Consider the following 15,732-nt stretch of genomic DNA (forward strand, 5'->3'; position numbering starts at 1 on the left):
GCCTGATGCGGGTTTCCGTCCGGTTCATCTGGACAGCGAACGAATTCCCGGGGCGGGCCACTCAGCATGCATCGCCCCCTCGGTGTGACAACGATCGGATCGAGTCGATTGGGGCTGTTTGCGCGAGGGGACTTGCTCATGTGCGGTGGCTCCATCCGTTCGAAGGTTTTCCAGCCTCGCCAGCCTTCCCCGAAGGTTGCGCAGCAGCCGCCGATCCCCCTGGCGCCGCATGAGCTGGAAGTGCGTGCGAAGGAAACGGTGGGTGCGCTGCAGGCGCTGGCCGAGGGCGAGGTCTCGGCCAAGGTCGAGCGCCTTGCTGCAAGGCTGCTCGCCAAGGGACTGGTGGTGAAGGCGGCCGATGGGACCTACCTGCCGGCGGGGCCGACGTCTCGACCGAGCCGCTATGCAAGGGCACGGAACCTGCCTTCCAAGGCCTGGCGACGCGCCGAATTCGCGATTCGCGGCCGCCTGAACCGGCCACGCACCCACGGCAGCAAGGCGTTCCGAAGCGGCGGAGATGCAAGGACGCTGGTGTCCACCGTCACGGGGTCCTCGGCGCTGGTGTGGATGCAGAGCGCCCTGTTCCGGACCGGCGCGAATGCCGCGACCTTGCCGAACGGCCCGGGCTTCGAACTGCCGGCGGGTGGCCTGGAAGTGCTCGGACTCGGGGGGGCGGTGGCCGCCGGTTGCTGCCTGTTCGACGGCTTGGACATGTTCAACACGTTCCTCGACGCGGTCGACGAGCAGGACCGCTGGAAGGTCGAGGTCGTCGTGTTCCACCGGCACTTCACCAAGTATCTTGCGAACCGCGCGGCGGAAACGCAGTCGAGCCCCGAGGTGGTGTTCGGTTTTCGCCGATGCCAGGAGGCCCTCTCGCGCTGCGCGTTGTTCGACAAGGCGGCGCGCAAGGCGCTGCAGCGTTCCTGCGAGGCCATGGTGCGGGACGCCGGCTTTTCCAGCCTCAATGCCTTGATGGGCGTGGCCGGCATGGGCATGAAGATCCAGTCGGGTGCGGATCTCGCGTCGCTGGGTCTCGGAACGGCCAGCACGGCGCTGGGCGCGGCGGCTCTGCCGGTGTCGCTCGCGTGCGCCGGCATCGACATCGGGGTCGGGCTCGGAGAGATCGGCTTTCGCAAGAAGGAGTACCGCCGTTGCCGGGTCAGGTGCCAGCAGATCCAGCAGCAGATCGACGACCTGGCAGCGGCACAGGGGCCCGTTGCCTGCCCTGCGGATCGCCAGGCTCTGCTCCATGTGCTGAAAGGCGCGCTGAAGCGGCAGCGGCGCCTGATGAAGCAGGCGCGCTACGAGAAGCGCTTCGGGATGGCGCGGGTAGCGAAGGGCGCGGCCAATGCCGCCGTGACGGCACCGCTGGCTACCGCCGCGATGGTCGTCGCCGCCGTGGCGGCAGCGACCGTGGCATGGCCGATCGGCCTGACCGCCGGGCTGGTGGGTGGCGTCGTGACGGGCGGGTACCTGGCCAGCTATGTTGCGAAAGCGGCGACGCGAGAGGCGATGCGGGGGCGATCGCGCCGCGAGCTGTACGACGCGACCATCCTGGCCGCCACCACGTCGGCTGCAGACCGCACCCGCCTCTTCAAGGAACAGGAAACCTTGTCAGTCGCGGGAACCACAGGCTACTGGACCGGCGGCCGGGACGGCTTTGCCGGCAGGTACGTCCACCAGGTCACCCCCGAGACGCAGGTGGTGGCGGCCCTGGATGAATTCGCCGGACTGCTGGCCCGCCGGCCTGCCACGGGGCATCCCGATGCCGAGGTCGAGGCACGCATCCAGGCGTTCCTCGCCATCGCGGACATCGATGCGGCCCTGCTCCACGACATCGAGCGGATGATCCGGGCAGGTTCCGACGAACTGCGCACGCAAGGCGTGCATCCGCGCGACATCGAATGGCATGAGCTGACGGCGCGGCGTGCGCAGTACGCCGCCGCCTTCGGCTTGCCGGCGACGCCGCCGAAGCTGCCGGTCGGCGCCCTGTTGCCGAGTTTCCATGCCGCCTGCTGGATTGCGCGCCTGGGCGCGAGCAGCGAACCCGACGCCGTTAAATTCGCGTGCCTTCTCGATCGACACCTGATGGGCGAGCAGGTCGACCTGCACGCGATGAACGAATGGCTGGAGCGCAACGGCCATCTCGCCGCGCCGTCCGCGTTGACGGGTGCGCAGATGCAGGCCGTGGCCGAGCGCCTGTTCCGCAGCGTGCCGCCGGCACTCTTCATGGACCACATGAGCGCGCTGGCGAGCGCGATCGCCGAGGAGACGGGCAACGGCGACGCCTTCGGGTGGCGGGACGACAGCCCGGTGCTGCGCGACTTGACGGCGTTTCGCGAGTTCGCGCAGCGCCGATGGATACCGGGGCATCAAGCGCTCTCGCGCATCCTCGCTCATCCGGCCACCGCCGCAGACGATGGTGCGGAAGTCTCCAGGGCTTGCACCACCGAGGAACTCTCTGCGGGGCTGCGGCATCTGGCGGCAGGGTGCGCGATGCCGCCACCCGCGGAGCCACTGATCGAGGGCGAGACGTTGTTCGCGAAACTGCACGGCGAATGGGCACGCCGGTTCGCCGTCGGTACCCCGCGGCAGCGACGCCGCACCGCCGCTGCACTGGCCCGGCATTGCGCGACACACGACAAGTTCCGCGGCCACGCGTGGACGAGCGACGGGCGGGGCGGATTCTCTTGCGACCTGGGTGGCCGCAGGACGGGCGTCCTCCGCGCGGACGCACTGGCGGCGTGGGTGACGCGCGGCGACTGGAACGAGCCGTTGCCGATCGAGGTTCGAAGCCTGGCGCCGGCCTCGGCGCTGCGTTGGCTGGCCAGCGAGGCCGGCCGCGGCGTGGATGAACGCTTCATCGGCGAAGCGGGTGTCGCCCCGACGCTGAAAGCCTTGCGGATCTCGTTCGAGATGTCGGAGCACAACCGGGGAATGCGGCTGCACGACCGCGTGATCTCCCGCGACGGCATTGCCCCGCACCACGGAGACGGCGGCGGGCCCAGCCAATACGAGTCGCTGGAAGCTGCGATGGGGGAGGGCGCACGCCTGGTGCTCGGCGAGCTTTCCCCGCGCTCGACCCGACCGTGGGCCTTGCTCGAAAGGACGCTCGAAGATCCGCCAGGGTGGCAACTCGAGGTGGCGGGGAAGAAGACGGCGTACGCCACCGTGCAGGCCGCCGTGCAGGCCTGCTGCGATCAACAAGGCGTCGACGCTGTTCGTGCCGTTTTCCTGACGGATTCGAGCTGATCCCGCAGGCTCCTACAATCCGGGCCCCACTCCCGTTGTGCCCATGTTCAAGAACGCGCTCCTCTACCGCATCGACCAATGGACCCCGCCCCCGCTGGATGAGGTCGAAGACCGGCTGGCCAGCAGCCGCTTCACCGCCTGCGGCGCGACGCAGCCCGAATCCGCCGGCTGGCTGCAGCCGCGTGGCGACAAGGAGGGCGCGCTGATCGAGAACGTCGGCGGCCAGCTGGTGCTGCGCCTCGGGGTCGAGCGCAAGGCGGTGCCGTCGTCGGTCGTGAAGGCCGAGCTCGAAGCCCGGCTCGACCGCATCGAGGCCGAGACCGGCCGCCGCCCGAAAGGCAAGCTCGCCAAGGAGCTGAAAGAGGAGATCGTGCAGGACCTGCTGCCGCGCGCCTTCCCGAAGCGCTCCGCGACGCTGGTCTGGATCGACGTGCGCGCGGGCTTCGTCGTGATCGACGCGGCCAGCATGGCCAAGGCCGACCGCGTCGTCACGATGCTGGTCGAGCTGCTCGGCGGCGGCATCCGGCTCAGCCTCGCGCAGAGTGCGATCTCGCCGGCCACCGCGATGGCCGAATGGCTGACCAGCAAGGAAGCGCCGGCCGGCTTCACGATCGACCGCGAATGCGAGCTGAAGCAGCCCGACAGCGAGAAGGCCACCGTCAAGTACGCCCGCCACACGCTCGACATCGACGAGGTCGGCCAGCACATCGTGCAAGGCAAGCTGCCGACCCAGCTCGCGATGACCTGGTCCTCGCGGGTGTCCTTCGTGCTCAGCGATGCGATGACCATCAAGAAGCTGAAGCTGCTCGACGTGGTGCTCGAAGGCGCATCGACCGCCACCAAGGATGAAGACCACTTCGACGCCGACGTCGCGCTGGTCACCGGCGAACTGCAGCAGCTGATCCCGGCGCTGATCGAGGCGCTCGGCGGCGAGCTGAACCGCGACGCCGTCACCGGTGCCGCGGCCCCGGCGCCCCAGCCGCTGGCGGCCTGACGGGCACCGGCGCGGCCCGGCCCGGCCGCGTCACTGCTTGCAGCGCTCCGCGTAGCTCGTTTCCGAGCGCTGCAGGTCGGCACGCTCGCCGTCGCTCATCGTCGCGGTCTGCCGGCGTTTCGCCGCCAGGATGCGCAGCAGCTCGTTGCACTGGTCGCTCGCGATGCGCGCCTGCTGCTGCTGTTGCTGGCTGGCCGACTGCGCCGTCCGCCGGGCGTCGCGCTCGTTGCGCCGGTCTTCCGCGACCCGCTGGCGTGCCGCCGCATCGTCCTCCGAGCACTTTTGCCGGTATTCCTCGTGCAGGCCGCTGATCACGTCGCCGCGCACGCCGCGCGACGGGCCGGTGCGGATCGCCTCGGCGATGTCGGCGCAGGCCGAGCTCAGGTAGGCCACATGCTCGGCGGTCTTCGCCGGGCGTGGAACGTAGGTGCCCGACGGTGGGGGAGAGGGATTGTTCTGGACCGCGCCGACGGTGCCGAGCGTCGAGCCGGCGCCGCTGGTGCACGGCCGGTCGGACACATAGGTCGAGTTGCCCGACTTGCATCGGTACATCGATTGCGCCGACGCGGCCGGTGCCGCCACCAGCGCTGCGGCTGCGATCCAGCTCATCGACGCCATGGCGCTCAACAGGCCCTGCGCGACACGGGCTGTGGTCGATCTCTTCACGTTTCCCCTCCGGTTGTTCTTGGGTGGGGAGGGATTCTGCTGCGTTCGCGCCGCCCGTCCATCCCTCAGGCGGGTGAACGGCGCAAGGTATTCACGATCTGGGCCTGCATCGCGTCCGCGGCCGCGTCGCCGTGGCTGGCCTTGCTGCGCAGCACCGCGACCTCCATGTCCGGCAGCGGCGGCAGCTGGTGCCGCGCGTCGAGGACCTGCAGGCCCGCCGGCACGCTGCAGCGCGTGAGTGCCGCGACCGCCAGCCCGCCCTCGACGGCCGCCAGCTGCCCGACCAGGCTCTGGCTGTGGGTCACGGTGCGGTGCCGGCGCCGCTGCGCCGCCAGCGCGGCGAGCACCGCCTGGCGCGCCAGGCTGCCGGCCTCGTACATCGCGAGCGGCAGCGGCTCGCGCCGCCAGGCCTCGTGCTGCGCCGCGCCGACCCACACCATCGGCTCGCGGAACAGCAGCGTGCCGCGCTGCGGCCGGTCGCGCGTGACGATCGCGACGTCGATCTCGCCGCGCTGCACCTGCGGGATCAGCACCGTCGACTGCGCGCACGACAGCGTGATCTCGACCAGCCCGTGGCGACTCGCGAAGGTGCGCAGCACCGGCGCCAGGTAGGCCACCGCATAGTCGTCGGGCACGCCCAGCCGCACATGGCCGCTGACGCGGCTGTCGCTCAGCGCGCCTAGCGCTTCGGCATGCAGCTCCAGCAGCCGGCGCGCGTAGCCGAGCAGTTCGTGGCCGGTGGGCGTCAGCGCCAGGTGGCGCGGGCCGCGGGTCAGCACCGGCCGGCCGACGGCGTCTTCGAGCTTGCGGATCTGCATGCTCAGCGCCGACTGCGAGCGGTGCACCTGCGGCGCAGCCGCCGTCAGCGAGCCGGCATCGACGACGGCGACGAAGGCGCGCAGCCAGTCGAGCTGCAGGTCGGGGGAGGTCATGCGCTGGCTCCTTCAGGATCGTGCCGGAAATCGAATGGTAGCCAGCTGAACTATGCGCTTTACGGGATGGCGAGCCGCGCCGACGATTCGCGCGATGAATTCCTCCACCGCCATGCGGGCCGCGCCCACCGCTTCGTCGACCGAGCGCGGCGTGCTGCTGATGACCGCCGGCGGCCTGCTGCTCGGCACGCTCGGCGTGTTCGTCGAAGAGGCCGGCCAGCATCCGCTGATGGCGGTGTGCTTCCGCTGTGCGTTCGGCGGCCTCGCGCTGCTTGCCTGGGGCGCGGCGACCGGTCGACTGCACGAACTGCGGCTCGCGCCGCGCGCGCTGGCGGCGGCCCTCGCCTGCGGTGTGTTGATGGTGTCCAACTGGGCGCTGTTCTTCGCGGCCATCGAGCGCACGTCGATCGGCGTCGCGACGGTGGTGTTCCACGTGCAGCCGCTGTGGGTGATGGGCTTCGGCGCATGGTGGCTGCACGAGCGCATCGGCGCACGGCGCTGGGCGGCCGTCGCGCTGGCCTTGCTGGGGTTGGCGCTGGCCAGCGGGCTGGCCGGACCAGACGGCCATCGGCAAGGCGATGCCGCTTCGGCGCGCTACCTCGCCGGCCTGGCGATGTGCCTCGGCGGCTCGCTCAGCTACGCGGCGGTCACGCTGATCGCGAAGCTGGCGCGCGGGGCGTCGTCGTTCGCGTTGGCGACCTGGCAGTGCGCGGTCGGCGTCGTGCTGACGGCCTGGTGGCCGCTGTCGCAGGGCTGGCCCGCGCAACCCGCGGCCTGGGGCTGGCTGGCCGGGCTGGGTGTGATCCACACCGGCCTGGCGTATGTGCTGCTGTACGCCGGCATGGCGCGCTTGCCGACCGGCCGCATCGCGCTGCTGCAGTTCGTCTACCCGTTCGCCGCGGTCGGCGTGGACTGGCTGGTCTACGGCCGCAGCCTGACGGCCTGGCAGTCGGTGGGGATGCTGTTGATGGGCGCGGCGCTGTGGGGCGCGCGAAGACGGATGGAATAAATCGAGGCGGGCGGCGTCCACCCCATGACGGCACATGCCTTCATGCCCAGGACACCCGATGCCATTGACACTTCTGCAGGACCCACGCCGACACGGCTGGTCGAGCCTGTCCGTCGCCGCGCTGGCGGGCGCCGCCGCTGCGTTCGTGGCGCTGGACGCTTCGACCGGTCCGCTGCGCACGGCGGCGGCCTCTGCCTTCATGACGATCTGCTCGACGGGCGGATCGACGCAGGCCGGCTTCGCGGCGGCCAACGATGCCGCGATGGCGAAGATGATGGCGGGGATGGCCGTCCCCCCGACCGGCGACATCGACCGCGATTTCGCCGCGATGATGATCCCGCACCACCAGGGCGCGATCGACATGGCGCAGGCCCAGTTGCGCTACGGCAGCAACGAGCAGCTGCGCCGCATCGCGCAGGGAATCATCGTGGAACAGCAGCAGGAGATCGCCGCGATGCGCCTCGCGCTGGGCCAGCCGCTGCCGCCTTCGACCCCGGCGCCGACCCAGGCGGCGGCCCGCTAGGCGCGAATCCGATCTCACCTCACCCACCACGCCTGCAACCATGAAACCAAGCCATCTTCGCCGCTTCCTGTCGGGCAGCGCCCTCTGCGCCGCGACCGCCGTCGCCTGCGCGGGCCAGGCCCCGGGGGCCGCCTCCGACGCCGACATCGCGATCAGCCACCGTGACCGCGTCTACGCGGCCGAGCAGTTCTCCAACACCGTGTCCGTCACCGACCCGGTCGACAACCAGTTGCTCGGCGTCATCCGCCTGGGCGATCCGTCGCCGGGGAACTTCAGTCCGTTGTACCGCGGCCAGGTGCTGGTGCACGGCATGGGCTTCTCGCCCGACCACCGCACGCTCGCAGTGGTGTCGATCGGGTCGAACTCGGTGAGCTTCATCGACACCGCGAGCAACGCGGTCAGGCACACCACTTACCTGGGCCGCTCGCCGCACGAGGCCTTCTACACGCCCGACGGCAAGGAACTGTGGGTCACCGTTCGCGGCGAGAACTACGTGTCGGTGATCGATGCCGACAGCTTCGAGGAGAAGACCCGCATCATCACGCCCGCCGGCCCGGGGATGCAGATCTTCTCGCCGGACGGCCGCTACGGCTACATCTGCTCTTCGTTCAATCCGGAGACCGTCGTCGTCGCGGTCGCGACGCACCAGATTGTCGGCCGCGTCAAGCAGGACAGCCCGTTCTGCCCCAACATCGCCGCGACACCGGACGGCAGGCAGGTGTGGCTCACGCTCAAGGACATCGGCCGCACGATGGTGTTCGACGCGAAGCCGCCGTTCGCGGTGCTGAAGTCGTTCGACACCGGGCCGCTGACGAACCATGTGAACTTCGCGCGCACCGCGAAGGGCACGTTCGCGTACCTGACGATCGGCGGGTCGAATGTGGTGAAGGTGTTCCGCACCGACGACTTCTCGCCGGTGGCGTCGATCCCGGTGGGCGCGCTGCCGCACGGCCTCTGGCCGTCCGGCGACGGCAAGCGCGTCTATGTCGGGCTGGAGAATGCCGACGCGCTCGCGGCGATCGACACCGCGACGAACACCGTCGTCGCGCAGGTGCCGATCGGGCAGGCGCCGCAGGCGATCGCCTATGTGCCGAATGCGGTGCCGGTCGGATCGGGCGATGGAACCCGGGGCCTGCAACCGATCGGCCTCGCCGGCCAGGTCGCGCACCTGTCGCTGGTTGCGCCGCAGGACGGCAAGACGGTGGCGAGCGCGAGCCCGAGCGCGCCGACCAGCGTGTCGCTGTTCGACCAGGGGCTGCTGCAGGTGCTGCAGGCCTCGGCGAGCGGGCTCGAACCGCGGCGTCCGTATGTGCTGGCGCTTGCCGACCGGCCCGACGGCAGCGGCACGCTGCAGCCGCTGGCGAACTTCATGACCAACCCGGCCGGTGCCGCCGTCGTCAATGCGATCGGGCCGATCCGCCAGCAGGTGCAGGGTGCCGACGGTGCGAACGACCCGCGGCGCTACCTGGTGATCGCGCCGCAGGTGGCCGGCAAGCCGGGCGACCCGGTGCAGGTGCAGGCGCCTTAGCAGGTCCCGTCAGCCCCACCCATGAACGACCTGATCCTGCTCGTCGAGCCGATGATCCCCGCGCTGCGTCGCTACGCGCGGGCCTTGCTGCGCGATCGAGACCTGTCCGACGACCTCGTCCAGGACTGCCTCGAACGGGTCATCAGCCACTGGAGCCAACGGCAGGATGCCGGCAACACGCGCCAATGGGTGTTCGCCATCCTTCACAACCTCGCCATGCAGCGGTTCCGGCAGCAGTCGCGGCGCGGCGTGCAGGTGGCGATCGAGGACGTGGCCGAAGCCGAGATGAGCACGCCCGCCCCGCAGGAGCACCGCATCCGGCATCACGAGCTGATGCGCGCACTGGGCCAGCTGCCGGAAGACCAGCGCAGCGTGCTGCTGCTGGTGTCGGTCGAGGACCTGACCTATGCCGAGGTCGCCAACGCGCTGTCGATCCCGGTCGGCACCGTGATGTCGCGCCTGGCACGCGCGCGCCAACGGCTGCATCGCCTGCTCGACGGAGAGCCTGCGCCGGCGCAGGCTTCGACCGACACCGCCCCCACCTTGCGGAGGCTCAAATGAGCAACGACCCCTCGGCCGCCCGGCCGATCCTCGAAGAAGACCTGCACGCCTTTGTCGACGATGCACTCGATGCGTCCCGCCGTCGCGAGGTGCAGGCCTATCTCGACCTCCATCCCGACGCTGCGCGCGACGTGGCGGCGCATGCCGCGCATCGGCAGGAACTGCGCGCACTGCTCGCGCCGATCTCGGATGAACCGGTTCCCCCGGCGCTGAACCTCCAACGGCTCGTCGGCGAACGGCGCGCACGGGAGCGCCGGCCGTGGGGCATGGCCGCTGCGGTGCTGCTCGCGCTGGGCGTCGGCGGCGGGGCCGGGTGGTCGCTGCGCGGCGGGAGGCCATCGGCCGATGCGGGGATCGTCGCGGTGGCGCGGGAGGCGACCGCCAGCTACGACGTGTATGCCTCGGACCTGCAGCGGCCGGTCGAGATGGGGCCGACCCAGCGCGCGGAACTGGTGAGCTGGGTCTCGGCACGGCTCGGCCGCCAGGTCGCGGTGCCGGACCTCGCGGCGTCCGGCTACCGCTTCATCGGCGGGCGCCTCGTCGCGACGGAGCACGGCCCGGCCGGGCTCTTCATGTACGACGACCCGCAGGGCACGCGTCTCGCGCTGCTGGTGCGGCCGATGGCGGTCGAGAAGAACACGCCGATGATGGAACACATCGACGGGCGCTTCGCCGGCTATGCCTGGGCCGACCAGGGCCTGGGCTACGGCGTCGTCGGAACCCGGCGTGCCGAGTCGCTCCATGCCCTGGCGGACGAGATGCGTCGCCAGATCGGGGTCGATCTGAAAGGCTAGATCAGAGCCCCTGCGCCTCGAAGAAGCCGCGCACCGGCTGGTCTTCCGGCAGCACGTAGACGACCGCGCGCGCATGGCCGAGCACCGGCGCCACGACCTGTTCGTAGAAGGCCACCGGCACGACCACGCAACCGAGCGAGATCCGGTTGTCGGCCGGCGAGGCCGATGCGAGCCGCTGCGCACGGCGCTCGCTCGCGGCGGCCGGGCGCAGCCGGTGGATCGCGAGCGAGGCCGCATAGTCGAGCCAGACGATGTCCTCGCCATGCAGGTTGCGCCCCGGCTGCGATTCGAAGCGGCCGGCGGGCGTCGTGCGCTCGAACGGGCGCAGGCTCGCGGGCGCGCGCCGTGCGATGTCGGGGATCGCGGTGTCGCCAGGCGCGAGGCCCAGCAGCGCCGGGCTGCTGCCGATCAGGTGCCCGTCTGCCGCGTGGATGTGCAACTGGCCGGCCTTCTTGTCGACGACCGCGAACGGCTTGTCCTGGTTGTCGTGGTGCTCGACGATCCAATGAATGGCGAGCCGCGCGTCGGGCGACGCCGAGGAGGTGTCGGATGTCGAAGCTGCCGCACAGGCGATGCTGCCCCAGACCCACAGACCGGCAAAGATTGCCGATCGCACTGCTTTACCTGCAAATCGCATGGCCGGGGTGTCGGTCGTTGTCGTGAAGATGCGTCATCGTAGGGACGCCGCTGCCAGGCCGCCGGCCGAAAAGCGCGACAAAGTCGACGCAGTTCCGAGCGCGTTGAAGCCCGCCGTGCACCAGCCCGTGCTATCCCACAGCCGACTACGGGCATGCCGATTGCCTTTCGATCGGCATGAAGCCAACGCCGGTGCTGGAGTGGGTGAACGCGGGCCTGATGGGGGTCGCGACGATCGCGCTGAGCCTGATTGCGCAGCCGCTGTCGCCGGGCCATCCGGAGCGGTTGGCGCACAACGCGCGGCACGCGGCGCCGGTGCACATGGCGAGGTCGCTGAATTTCGGCAACGTGGCGGCCTCGGCCGACGTGCGGCGCCTCGGCGACTGGGTCGTCAGCCGCGCCGACAACCGCGGCCTGCCGTTCGTGCTGATCGACAAGCCGCGCGCGCAGGTGTTCGCGTTCGATGCGGCCGGGCGCCTGCTCGGCTCGGCACCCGCGCTGCTGGGCGCGGCACGCGGCGACGATTCGGTGCCGGGCATCGGCGAGCGCGCGATCGCCGACATCAAGCCGTCCGAACGCATCACGCCGGCCGGGCGCTTCGTCGGCCGGCCCGGCCACAACGCGAACGGCGAGGACATCGTCTGGGTCGACTACGACGCCGCGGTGTCGATGCACCGCGTGCGCACCACCAACCCGCGCGAGCGGCGCGCGCAACGCCTCGCATCGCCGGGCGTCGACGACAACCGCATCAGCTACGGCTGCATCAACCTGCCGCCGTCGTTTTACGACGGCGTGATCAGCCCGATGTTCAGCCGCGGCCGCGCGATGGTGTACCTCGTGCCCGACCGCCGCTCGCTGGCCGAGGTGTTCGGCGTCCCTGCCGTGCAGCCTTCCGCGACGCGCGTTGCGCAGGCGACGGTCTTCCACTGACCCACCGACCTCCTTCGACACAGTGGACCGGACGTGAAAAAGGCCCGGCAGACGCGTGTCTGCCGGGCCTTCAGGCCGACGTGGGCACGATCAGTTGCGATCGGCACGCGGTGCCAGCGGATCGCTGGCGATCGTGCTGGACGAATCGCTGTTGTCCAGCGTCGTCTTGTTCTCCAGTGTCGTCGGCGGGTTGGCGTTGTTCGAGTTGTTCGGGCTGACCTGCGTGTCCATGTTGGTCGGCTGGGCGGTCATGTTCTGGTTCGTCGGCGTCGTGCTTTCAGTGGTCGACGTCGTCGGGCCGTTCGGCTGGTTCTGGTCGGCACTGGCCGAGCTGGGCGCCGAGGTGTTGCTCGAGCTCGACTGGGCCGACGACAGCGAAACCACGGCCGCCAGGGCAGCAGCGGACACGAGGGTCAGGGTGGTGGACAGCTTTGTCATGGTGTGACTCCTTTGCAGGTGTTGGAAGAGGTGACCCGCCGGCCCCGCCGGTCGCGTCCCGCTCTTTGGCCCGAAGACCCAAAGGCGCGGTACCGGAAGGTGGCAATCGGTGTGCCTTGCAGAGGGGCGGCGCCGTCCGGCGACGAAGCAGCGCGCCTGTCGGATCGAGCGGGCACGCCGCCTGCCTGAGGATGGCTACCATGCCTGCACGGTCGGGACGACGCGGGCGAGCAGTTCAACCGAAAGGAAATCGATGGGATGGCGTGTGAGCTCGTGTGCGGCAGGCTGGACCTTCGCGCTGGGGACGGCCCTCGTGCCGACCTGCATGGCTGCCCAGGACGCGACCCCGGGTGAGCCGCGCGCCGCCGATCCGCCGGCGGCAGCCGCCTCCGAGCCCGCGGCGGACGACGGCCCGCCGCGTCCGAAGGTGCCCGAACTCGATAAGCCGCGTCCCGCCGAGGTGCCCGACGACGCGGCGCTGGTTGCGGCCGGTGCGCGCATCGGCGAGGTCCGCTTCCAGCGGCTCAACCTGTTCGACACGCGCCTGCCGGAGGAAGACAAGCTGCTGTTCCGCTGGGCCAACAAGCTGCACCTGCTGACGCATGAATCGGTGGTCGCATCGCACCTGCTGTTCAAGCCCGGCGAGCCCTACGATCCGCGGCTGCTGCGCGAGTCGGAGCGCATCCTGCGCAGCGAGTCGTACTTCCGCGATGCGCACATCCGGCCGGTCGCGCTGCACGACGGCATCGTCGACCTCGAGGTGGTGACGCAGGACGTCTGGACGCTGAACCCCGGTGTGTCGCTCGGCCGCTCGGGCGGCAAGAACAGCAGCGGCTTCAGCCTGGAGGATGCCAACCTGCTCGGGCTCGGCAAGGAACTCGGCTTCTCGTTCAAGTCCGAGGTCGACCGCACCAGCAAGACGCTCAGCTACCACGACAACCACGTGCTCGACAGCTGGTGGGACCTGCAGGGGCAGTACTCCGACAACAGCGACGGCCACGTGCATGAGCTGATCGTCAAGCGGCCGTTCTATGCGCTCGACACGCCGTGGACCGCCGGCGCGCAGGTGCGCGACGAGGAACGCGTCGACTCCGTCTACGACCGCGGCGACGTGATCCGCCAGCTCGACGTTCGCGACCGGGCGCTGTCGGCCTTCGGCGGCTGGTCGGCCGGGCTGCAGGACGGCTGGGTGACGCGCTGGACCGCCGGGCTGTCGCTCGAGGAGCACCGCGCGACGCTCGCGGTGCCGCCGAACGAGCCGGTGCCGCCCGGCACCGAACGCAAGCTGGTGTACCCGTGGATCGGCTTCGAGCTGATCCAGGACGCCTTCAGCGAGGTGCGCAACCAGGACCAGATCGGCAAGACCGAGGACGTCTCGCTCGGCTGGCACATCATGGGCAAGCTCGGCTATTCGCTGCCCGGCCTCGGCGCGGACCGCCGCGCGACGGTCTTCGCGGGCAACGCCACCGTGGGGCATGCGCTGACGCCGCGGCAGACGCTGCTGCTCGCCGGTTCGGCGGTCGGCTACGTCGAGGACGGGCAATTGCAGAACACGCTGGTCAAGGCCGAGAGCCGCTACTACCTGAAGCAATCGGCCCGCCGCACCTTCTTCATGGGGCTGTCGGCGCAGCGCGGCGTGCGGCTCGACGACGGCCAGCAGGTGCTGCTGGGCGGCGACAACGGCCTGCGCGGCTACCCGCTGCGCTACCAGAGCGGCGACGGCCGCTGGCTGTTCACGACCGAGCAGCGGGTGTTCACGAACTGGTATCCGTTCCGGCTCTTCAACGTCGGCGGCGCGGTGTTCTACGACATGGGCCGCACCTGGGGCCAGGGCGCGGTGCCGGATTCGTCGCACAAGCTGCTGAAGGACGTCGGCTTCGGGCTGCGGCTGGGCAACAGCCGCACCTCGCTCGGCAATGTGATCCACATCGACGTCGCGTTCCCGCTGGACGGCGACAGCTCGATCAAGAAGGCGCAGTTCGTCGTCGAGGTCAAGGAAAGCTTCTGACGCCGTGCCGAGGGGTGTCGACGATCGGCCCCTTCATGTCGGCCAGGCGTGCTCCTCGGTGCGGGCGGGCTGGTGCAGCGGGATGCGGGCGACGACCTCGCAGCCGCCGTCCGGCCCCGGTCCGAACTCGAACGCACCGCCGACCATCGCCGCGCGTTCGCGCATGTTGCGCAGGCCGCTCGCATCGGCGCGCACCGGCTGCGGGCCGATGCCGTTGTCGGCGATGCGCAGCACGTAGAGGCCGCGGAACTCGCAGCCGGTGATCGAGACGCGCGTGGCCTGCGCATGCCGCAGCGCGTTGGTCGTCGCCTCCTGGACGATGCGGAACAGCTGGTTCGCGCGGTCGCTCTCCAGCTGCTCGTCGTCGTCGATCTCGGCGCCGATCTCCAACTGCCCCGGCAGGCTCAGCCGTTCGGCGAAGTGCGACACGGCCGCGCCGAAGCCCAGGTCGTCGAGCAGCGGCGGCCGCAGCGCGCCCGCGATGCGCCGCGCGGTGCCGATCGATTCGTCGAGCAGGCCGGTCAGCCGGGCCAGCTGGTCCGGCGGCAGCCCGGGGTGGTCGCGCGCCATCTGCTGAACCACCTGCCTGGTGCCGGAGACGACCTGGCCGAACTGGTCGTGCACCTCGCGTGCCAGCCGCCGGCGCTCGGCCTCGATGCCGTCGTCCAGCTGCTTCGCGAACGACTGCAGCCGGTCGCGCTCGGAGCGCACTTCTTCGGTGCGGTCGTCGACGATGCTCTCGAGCATCCGGCTGAAGCGCCGCAGCGAGTCCTCGGCGCAGTCGCAGCGGCGGCGCTCGCCGGCCAGCAGCCCCACCGCGCCGGCCATCATCGCGCCGCCGCCGGCCGCCAGCGCGACGATCAGCGCCGCGCTGCGCGCCTGCAGCCGCGCGGCGTCGGCGTCGCGCGCGGCGATGTGTTCCCGCTGCGCGGCGCCCAGCGTGTCGAACTCGGCGCGGATCGCATCCATCGCGAGCTGGCCGTCGACGTCGGTGTCGCCGGCGGCTGCATCCGCGTCGCCGCTGCGGCGCTTCAGCACCTGGGCGTCGGCGATCGCGATGCGGCGCCGCACCAGGTCGTCGATGCGCTGGCGGGCAGCGCGGAACTCCCCGCTCCGGGCCGACGGCCCGGACAGGTGCTGCACCAGGTCGGCATAGGTGTCGGGGAAGGTCGCCTTGCCGCGTTCGTAGGGCGCCAGGCTGTCGAGGCTGCCGCTCAGCAGGTAGCCGCGCTGGCCGGTCTCGATGTCCAGCAGCAGCGTCATCGCCTTGTCGAGCAGCGCGAGCGCTTGTTCGTCGGTCCGGCGTTCCTGGGCACGGGCCGCCAGTTGCTGCAGTCCGCGGCAACCGGCACCGGCCGCCAGGCCGAACGCGAGGGTGCCGGCCAGGATCAGCCCCAGCGCCGGGCGCGCGCTGCGCCACCACGGCTGGGCCGTGCGGGCGGACGATGCCAACTCAGGATT

At 70.7% G+C, this 15,732-nt stretch carries 15 protein-coding genes; 10 read left to right on the top strand and 5 right to left on the bottom strand.

The genetic code is table 11. From position 1 onward, the window contains the following. The first annotated feature begins 138 nt into the window (after window positions 1-138). Together FHT26_RS07965 and FHT26_RS07970 are read left to right on the top strand one after the other, a co-directional pair. A complete protein-coding gene (locus FHT26_RS07965) occupies window positions 139-3,252 on the top strand; it encodes a hypothetical protein (protein WP_168559598.1) in 3,114 nt (1,037 codons plus the stop codon). Between the two features lie 43 nt (window positions 3,253-3,295). After that, window positions 3,296-4,246: a recombination-associated protein RdgC gene (locus FHT26_RS07970; RefSeq protein ID WP_168559599.1), complete on the top strand. Its 951-nt coding sequence runs from the start codon at window positions 3,296-3,298 to the stop codon at window positions 4,244-4,246. 30 nt (window positions 4,247-4,276) lie between these two features. Here FHT26_RS07970 and FHT26_RS07975 read toward each other — a convergent pair whose 3' ends face one another. Both FHT26_RS07975 and FHT26_RS07980 read right to left on the bottom strand, forming a co-directional pair. Beyond that, window positions 4,277-4,912 (bottom strand): hypothetical protein, encoded by a 636-nt coding sequence (locus tag FHT26_RS07975; RefSeq protein WP_168559600.1) that lies wholly within the window; start codon window positions 4,910-4,912, stop codon window positions 4,277-4,279. 65 nt (window positions 4,913-4,977) lie between these two features. Then, window positions 4,978-5,844: a LysR family transcriptional regulator gene (locus FHT26_RS07980; protein ID WP_168559601.1), complete on the bottom strand. Its 867-nt coding sequence runs from the start codon at window positions 5,842-5,844 to the stop codon at window positions 4,978-4,980. A 94-nt stretch (window positions 5,845-5,938) separates the two neighbouring features. On the opposite strand from FHT26_RS07980, the gene FHT26_RS07985 reads away from it, so the two are divergent. The 5 genes from FHT26_RS07985 to FHT26_RS08005 are packed head-to-tail and all read left to right on the top strand — an operon-like array spanning window position 5,939 to window position 10,259. Then, window positions 5,939-6,853: a DMT family transporter gene (locus FHT26_RS07985; RefSeq protein WP_168559602.1), complete on the top strand. Its 915-nt coding sequence runs from the start codon at window positions 5,939-5,941 to the stop codon at window positions 6,851-6,853. Between the two features lie 58 nt (window positions 6,854-6,911). Continuing rightward, window positions 6,912-7,376, top strand: a complete 465-nt coding sequence (locus tag FHT26_RS07990; protein ID WP_210427286.1) for a DUF305 domain-containing protein — start codon at window positions 6,912-6,914, stop codon at window positions 7,374-7,376. A gap of 40 nt (window positions 7,377-7,416) precedes the next feature. Further along, entirely contained in the window at window positions 7,417-8,904 is a 1,488-nt protein-coding gene (locus FHT26_RS07995) for a YncE family protein (protein ID WP_168559603.1), read from the top strand. Window positions 8,905-8,925: 21 nt separating this feature from the next. After that, window positions 8,926-9,465: a sigma-70 family RNA polymerase sigma factor gene (locus tag FHT26_RS08000; RefSeq protein WP_168559604.1), complete on the top strand. Its 540-nt coding sequence runs from the start codon at window positions 8,926-8,928 to the stop codon at window positions 9,463-9,465. Next, entirely contained in the window at window positions 9,462-10,259 is a 798-nt protein-coding gene (locus tag FHT26_RS08005) for an anti-sigma factor family protein (protein WP_168559605.1), read from the top strand. Before FHT26_RS08000 ends, FHT26_RS08005 begins: the two co-directional genes overlap by 4 nt. Before the next feature lies 1 nt (window position 10,260). Here FHT26_RS08005 and FHT26_RS08010 read toward each other — a convergent pair whose 3' ends face one another. Continuing rightward, window positions 10,261-10,875 carry a L,D-transpeptidase gene (locus tag FHT26_RS08010; RefSeq protein ID WP_349238108.1) on the bottom strand — a complete coding sequence of 205 codons (615 nt, stop codon included), beginning with the start codon at window positions 10,873-10,875 and terminating at the stop codon, window positions 10,261-10,263. Between the two features lie 197 nt (window positions 10,876-11,072). Between FHT26_RS08010 and FHT26_RS08015 the strand changes: the two genes are divergently transcribed. Continuing rightward, window positions 11,073-11,825 (top strand): hypothetical protein, encoded by a 753-nt coding sequence (locus tag FHT26_RS08015; protein WP_246867767.1) that lies wholly within the window; start codon window positions 11,073-11,075, stop codon window positions 11,823-11,825. Window positions 11,826-11,915: 90 nt separating this feature from the next. Here the strand turns inward: FHT26_RS08015 and FHT26_RS08020 are convergent, their stop codons facing one another. Beyond that, the gene (locus FHT26_RS08020) at window positions 11,916-12,077 is read right to left on the bottom strand and encodes a hypothetical protein (RefSeq protein WP_168559607.1); all 162 of its coding nucleotides are present in this window, start codon (window positions 12,075-12,077) and stop codon (window positions 11,916-11,918) included. On the opposite strand from FHT26_RS08020, the gene FHT26_RS08025 reads away from it, so the two are divergent. Beyond that, complete coding sequence (locus FHT26_RS08025; protein WP_168559608.1) at window positions 12,076-12,270, top strand: hypothetical protein; 195 nt, start codon at window positions 12,076-12,078, stop codon at window positions 12,268-12,270. The genes FHT26_RS08020 and FHT26_RS08025 overlap by 2 nt on opposite strands. A gap of 246 nt (window positions 12,271-12,516) precedes the next feature. Beyond that, entirely contained in the window at window positions 12,517-14,271 is a 1,755-nt protein-coding gene (locus tag FHT26_RS08030; protein WP_168559609.1) for a BamA/TamA family outer membrane protein, read from the top strand. Between the two features lie 33 nt (window positions 14,272-14,304). On the opposite strand, the gene FHT26_RS08035 is transcribed toward FHT26_RS08030, so the two are convergent. Continuing rightward, window positions 14,305-15,723, bottom strand: a complete 1,419-nt coding sequence (locus FHT26_RS08035) for a CHASE3 domain-containing protein (protein WP_168559610.1) — start codon at window positions 15,721-15,723, stop codon at window positions 14,305-14,307. Between the last annotated feature and the right edge of the window lie 9 nt (window positions 15,724-15,732).

Source organism: Rhizobacter sp. SG703, from assembly GCF_012275445.1.
In the GTDB taxonomy this organism is placed as follows: Bacteria; Pseudomonadota; Gammaproteobacteria; order Burkholderiales; family Burkholderiaceae_C; genus Rhizobacter.

Excerpts from the sequence above, each read along its gene's own strand:
- FHT26_RS07990 (WP_210427286.1), top strand. The coding sequence starts at position 6,912 with ATGCCATTGACACTTCTGCAGGACCCACGCCGACACGGCTGGTCGAGC.
- FHT26_RS07980 (WP_168559601.1), bottom strand. The coding sequence starts at position 5,844 with ATGACCTCCCCCGACCTGCAGCTCGACTGGCTGCGCGCCTTCGTCGCC.
- FHT26_RS08025 (WP_168559608.1), top strand. The coding sequence starts at position 12,076 with ATGTTCTGGTTCGTCGGCGTCGTGCTTTCAGTGGTCGACGTCGTCGGG.
- FHT26_RS08020 (WP_168559607.1), bottom strand. The coding sequence starts at position 12,077 with ATGACCGCCCAGCCGACCAACATGGACACGCAGGTCAGCCCGAACAAC.
- FHT26_RS07965 (WP_168559598.1), top strand. The coding sequence starts at position 139 with ATGTGCGGTGGCTCCATCCGTTCGAAGGTTTTCCAGCCTCGCCAGCCT.
- FHT26_RS08030 (WP_168559609.1), top strand. The coding sequence starts at position 12,517 with ATGGGATGGCGTGTGAGCTCGTGTGCGGCAGGCTGGACCTTCGCGCTG.
- FHT26_RS07985 (WP_168559602.1), top strand. The coding sequence starts at position 5,939 with ATGAATTCCTCCACCGCCATGCGGGCCGCGCCCACCGCTTCGTCGACC.
- FHT26_RS07970 (WP_168559599.1), top strand. The coding sequence starts at position 3,296 with ATGTTCAAGAACGCGCTCCTCTACCGCATCGACCAATGGACCCCGCCC.
- FHT26_RS08005 (WP_168559605.1), top strand. The coding sequence starts at position 9,462 with ATGAGCAACGACCCCTCGGCCGCCCGGCCGATCCTCGAAGAAGACCTG.
- FHT26_RS07995 (WP_168559603.1), top strand. The coding sequence starts at position 7,417 with ATGAAACCAAGCCATCTTCGCCGCTTCCTGTCGGGCAGCGCCCTCTGC.
- FHT26_RS08015 (WP_246867767.1), top strand. The coding sequence starts at position 11,073 with ATGAAGCCAACGCCGGTGCTGGAGTGGGTGAACGCGGGCCTGATGGGG.
- FHT26_RS08000 (WP_168559604.1), top strand. The coding sequence starts at position 8,926 with ATGAACGACCTGATCCTGCTCGTCGAGCCGATGATCCCCGCGCTGCGT.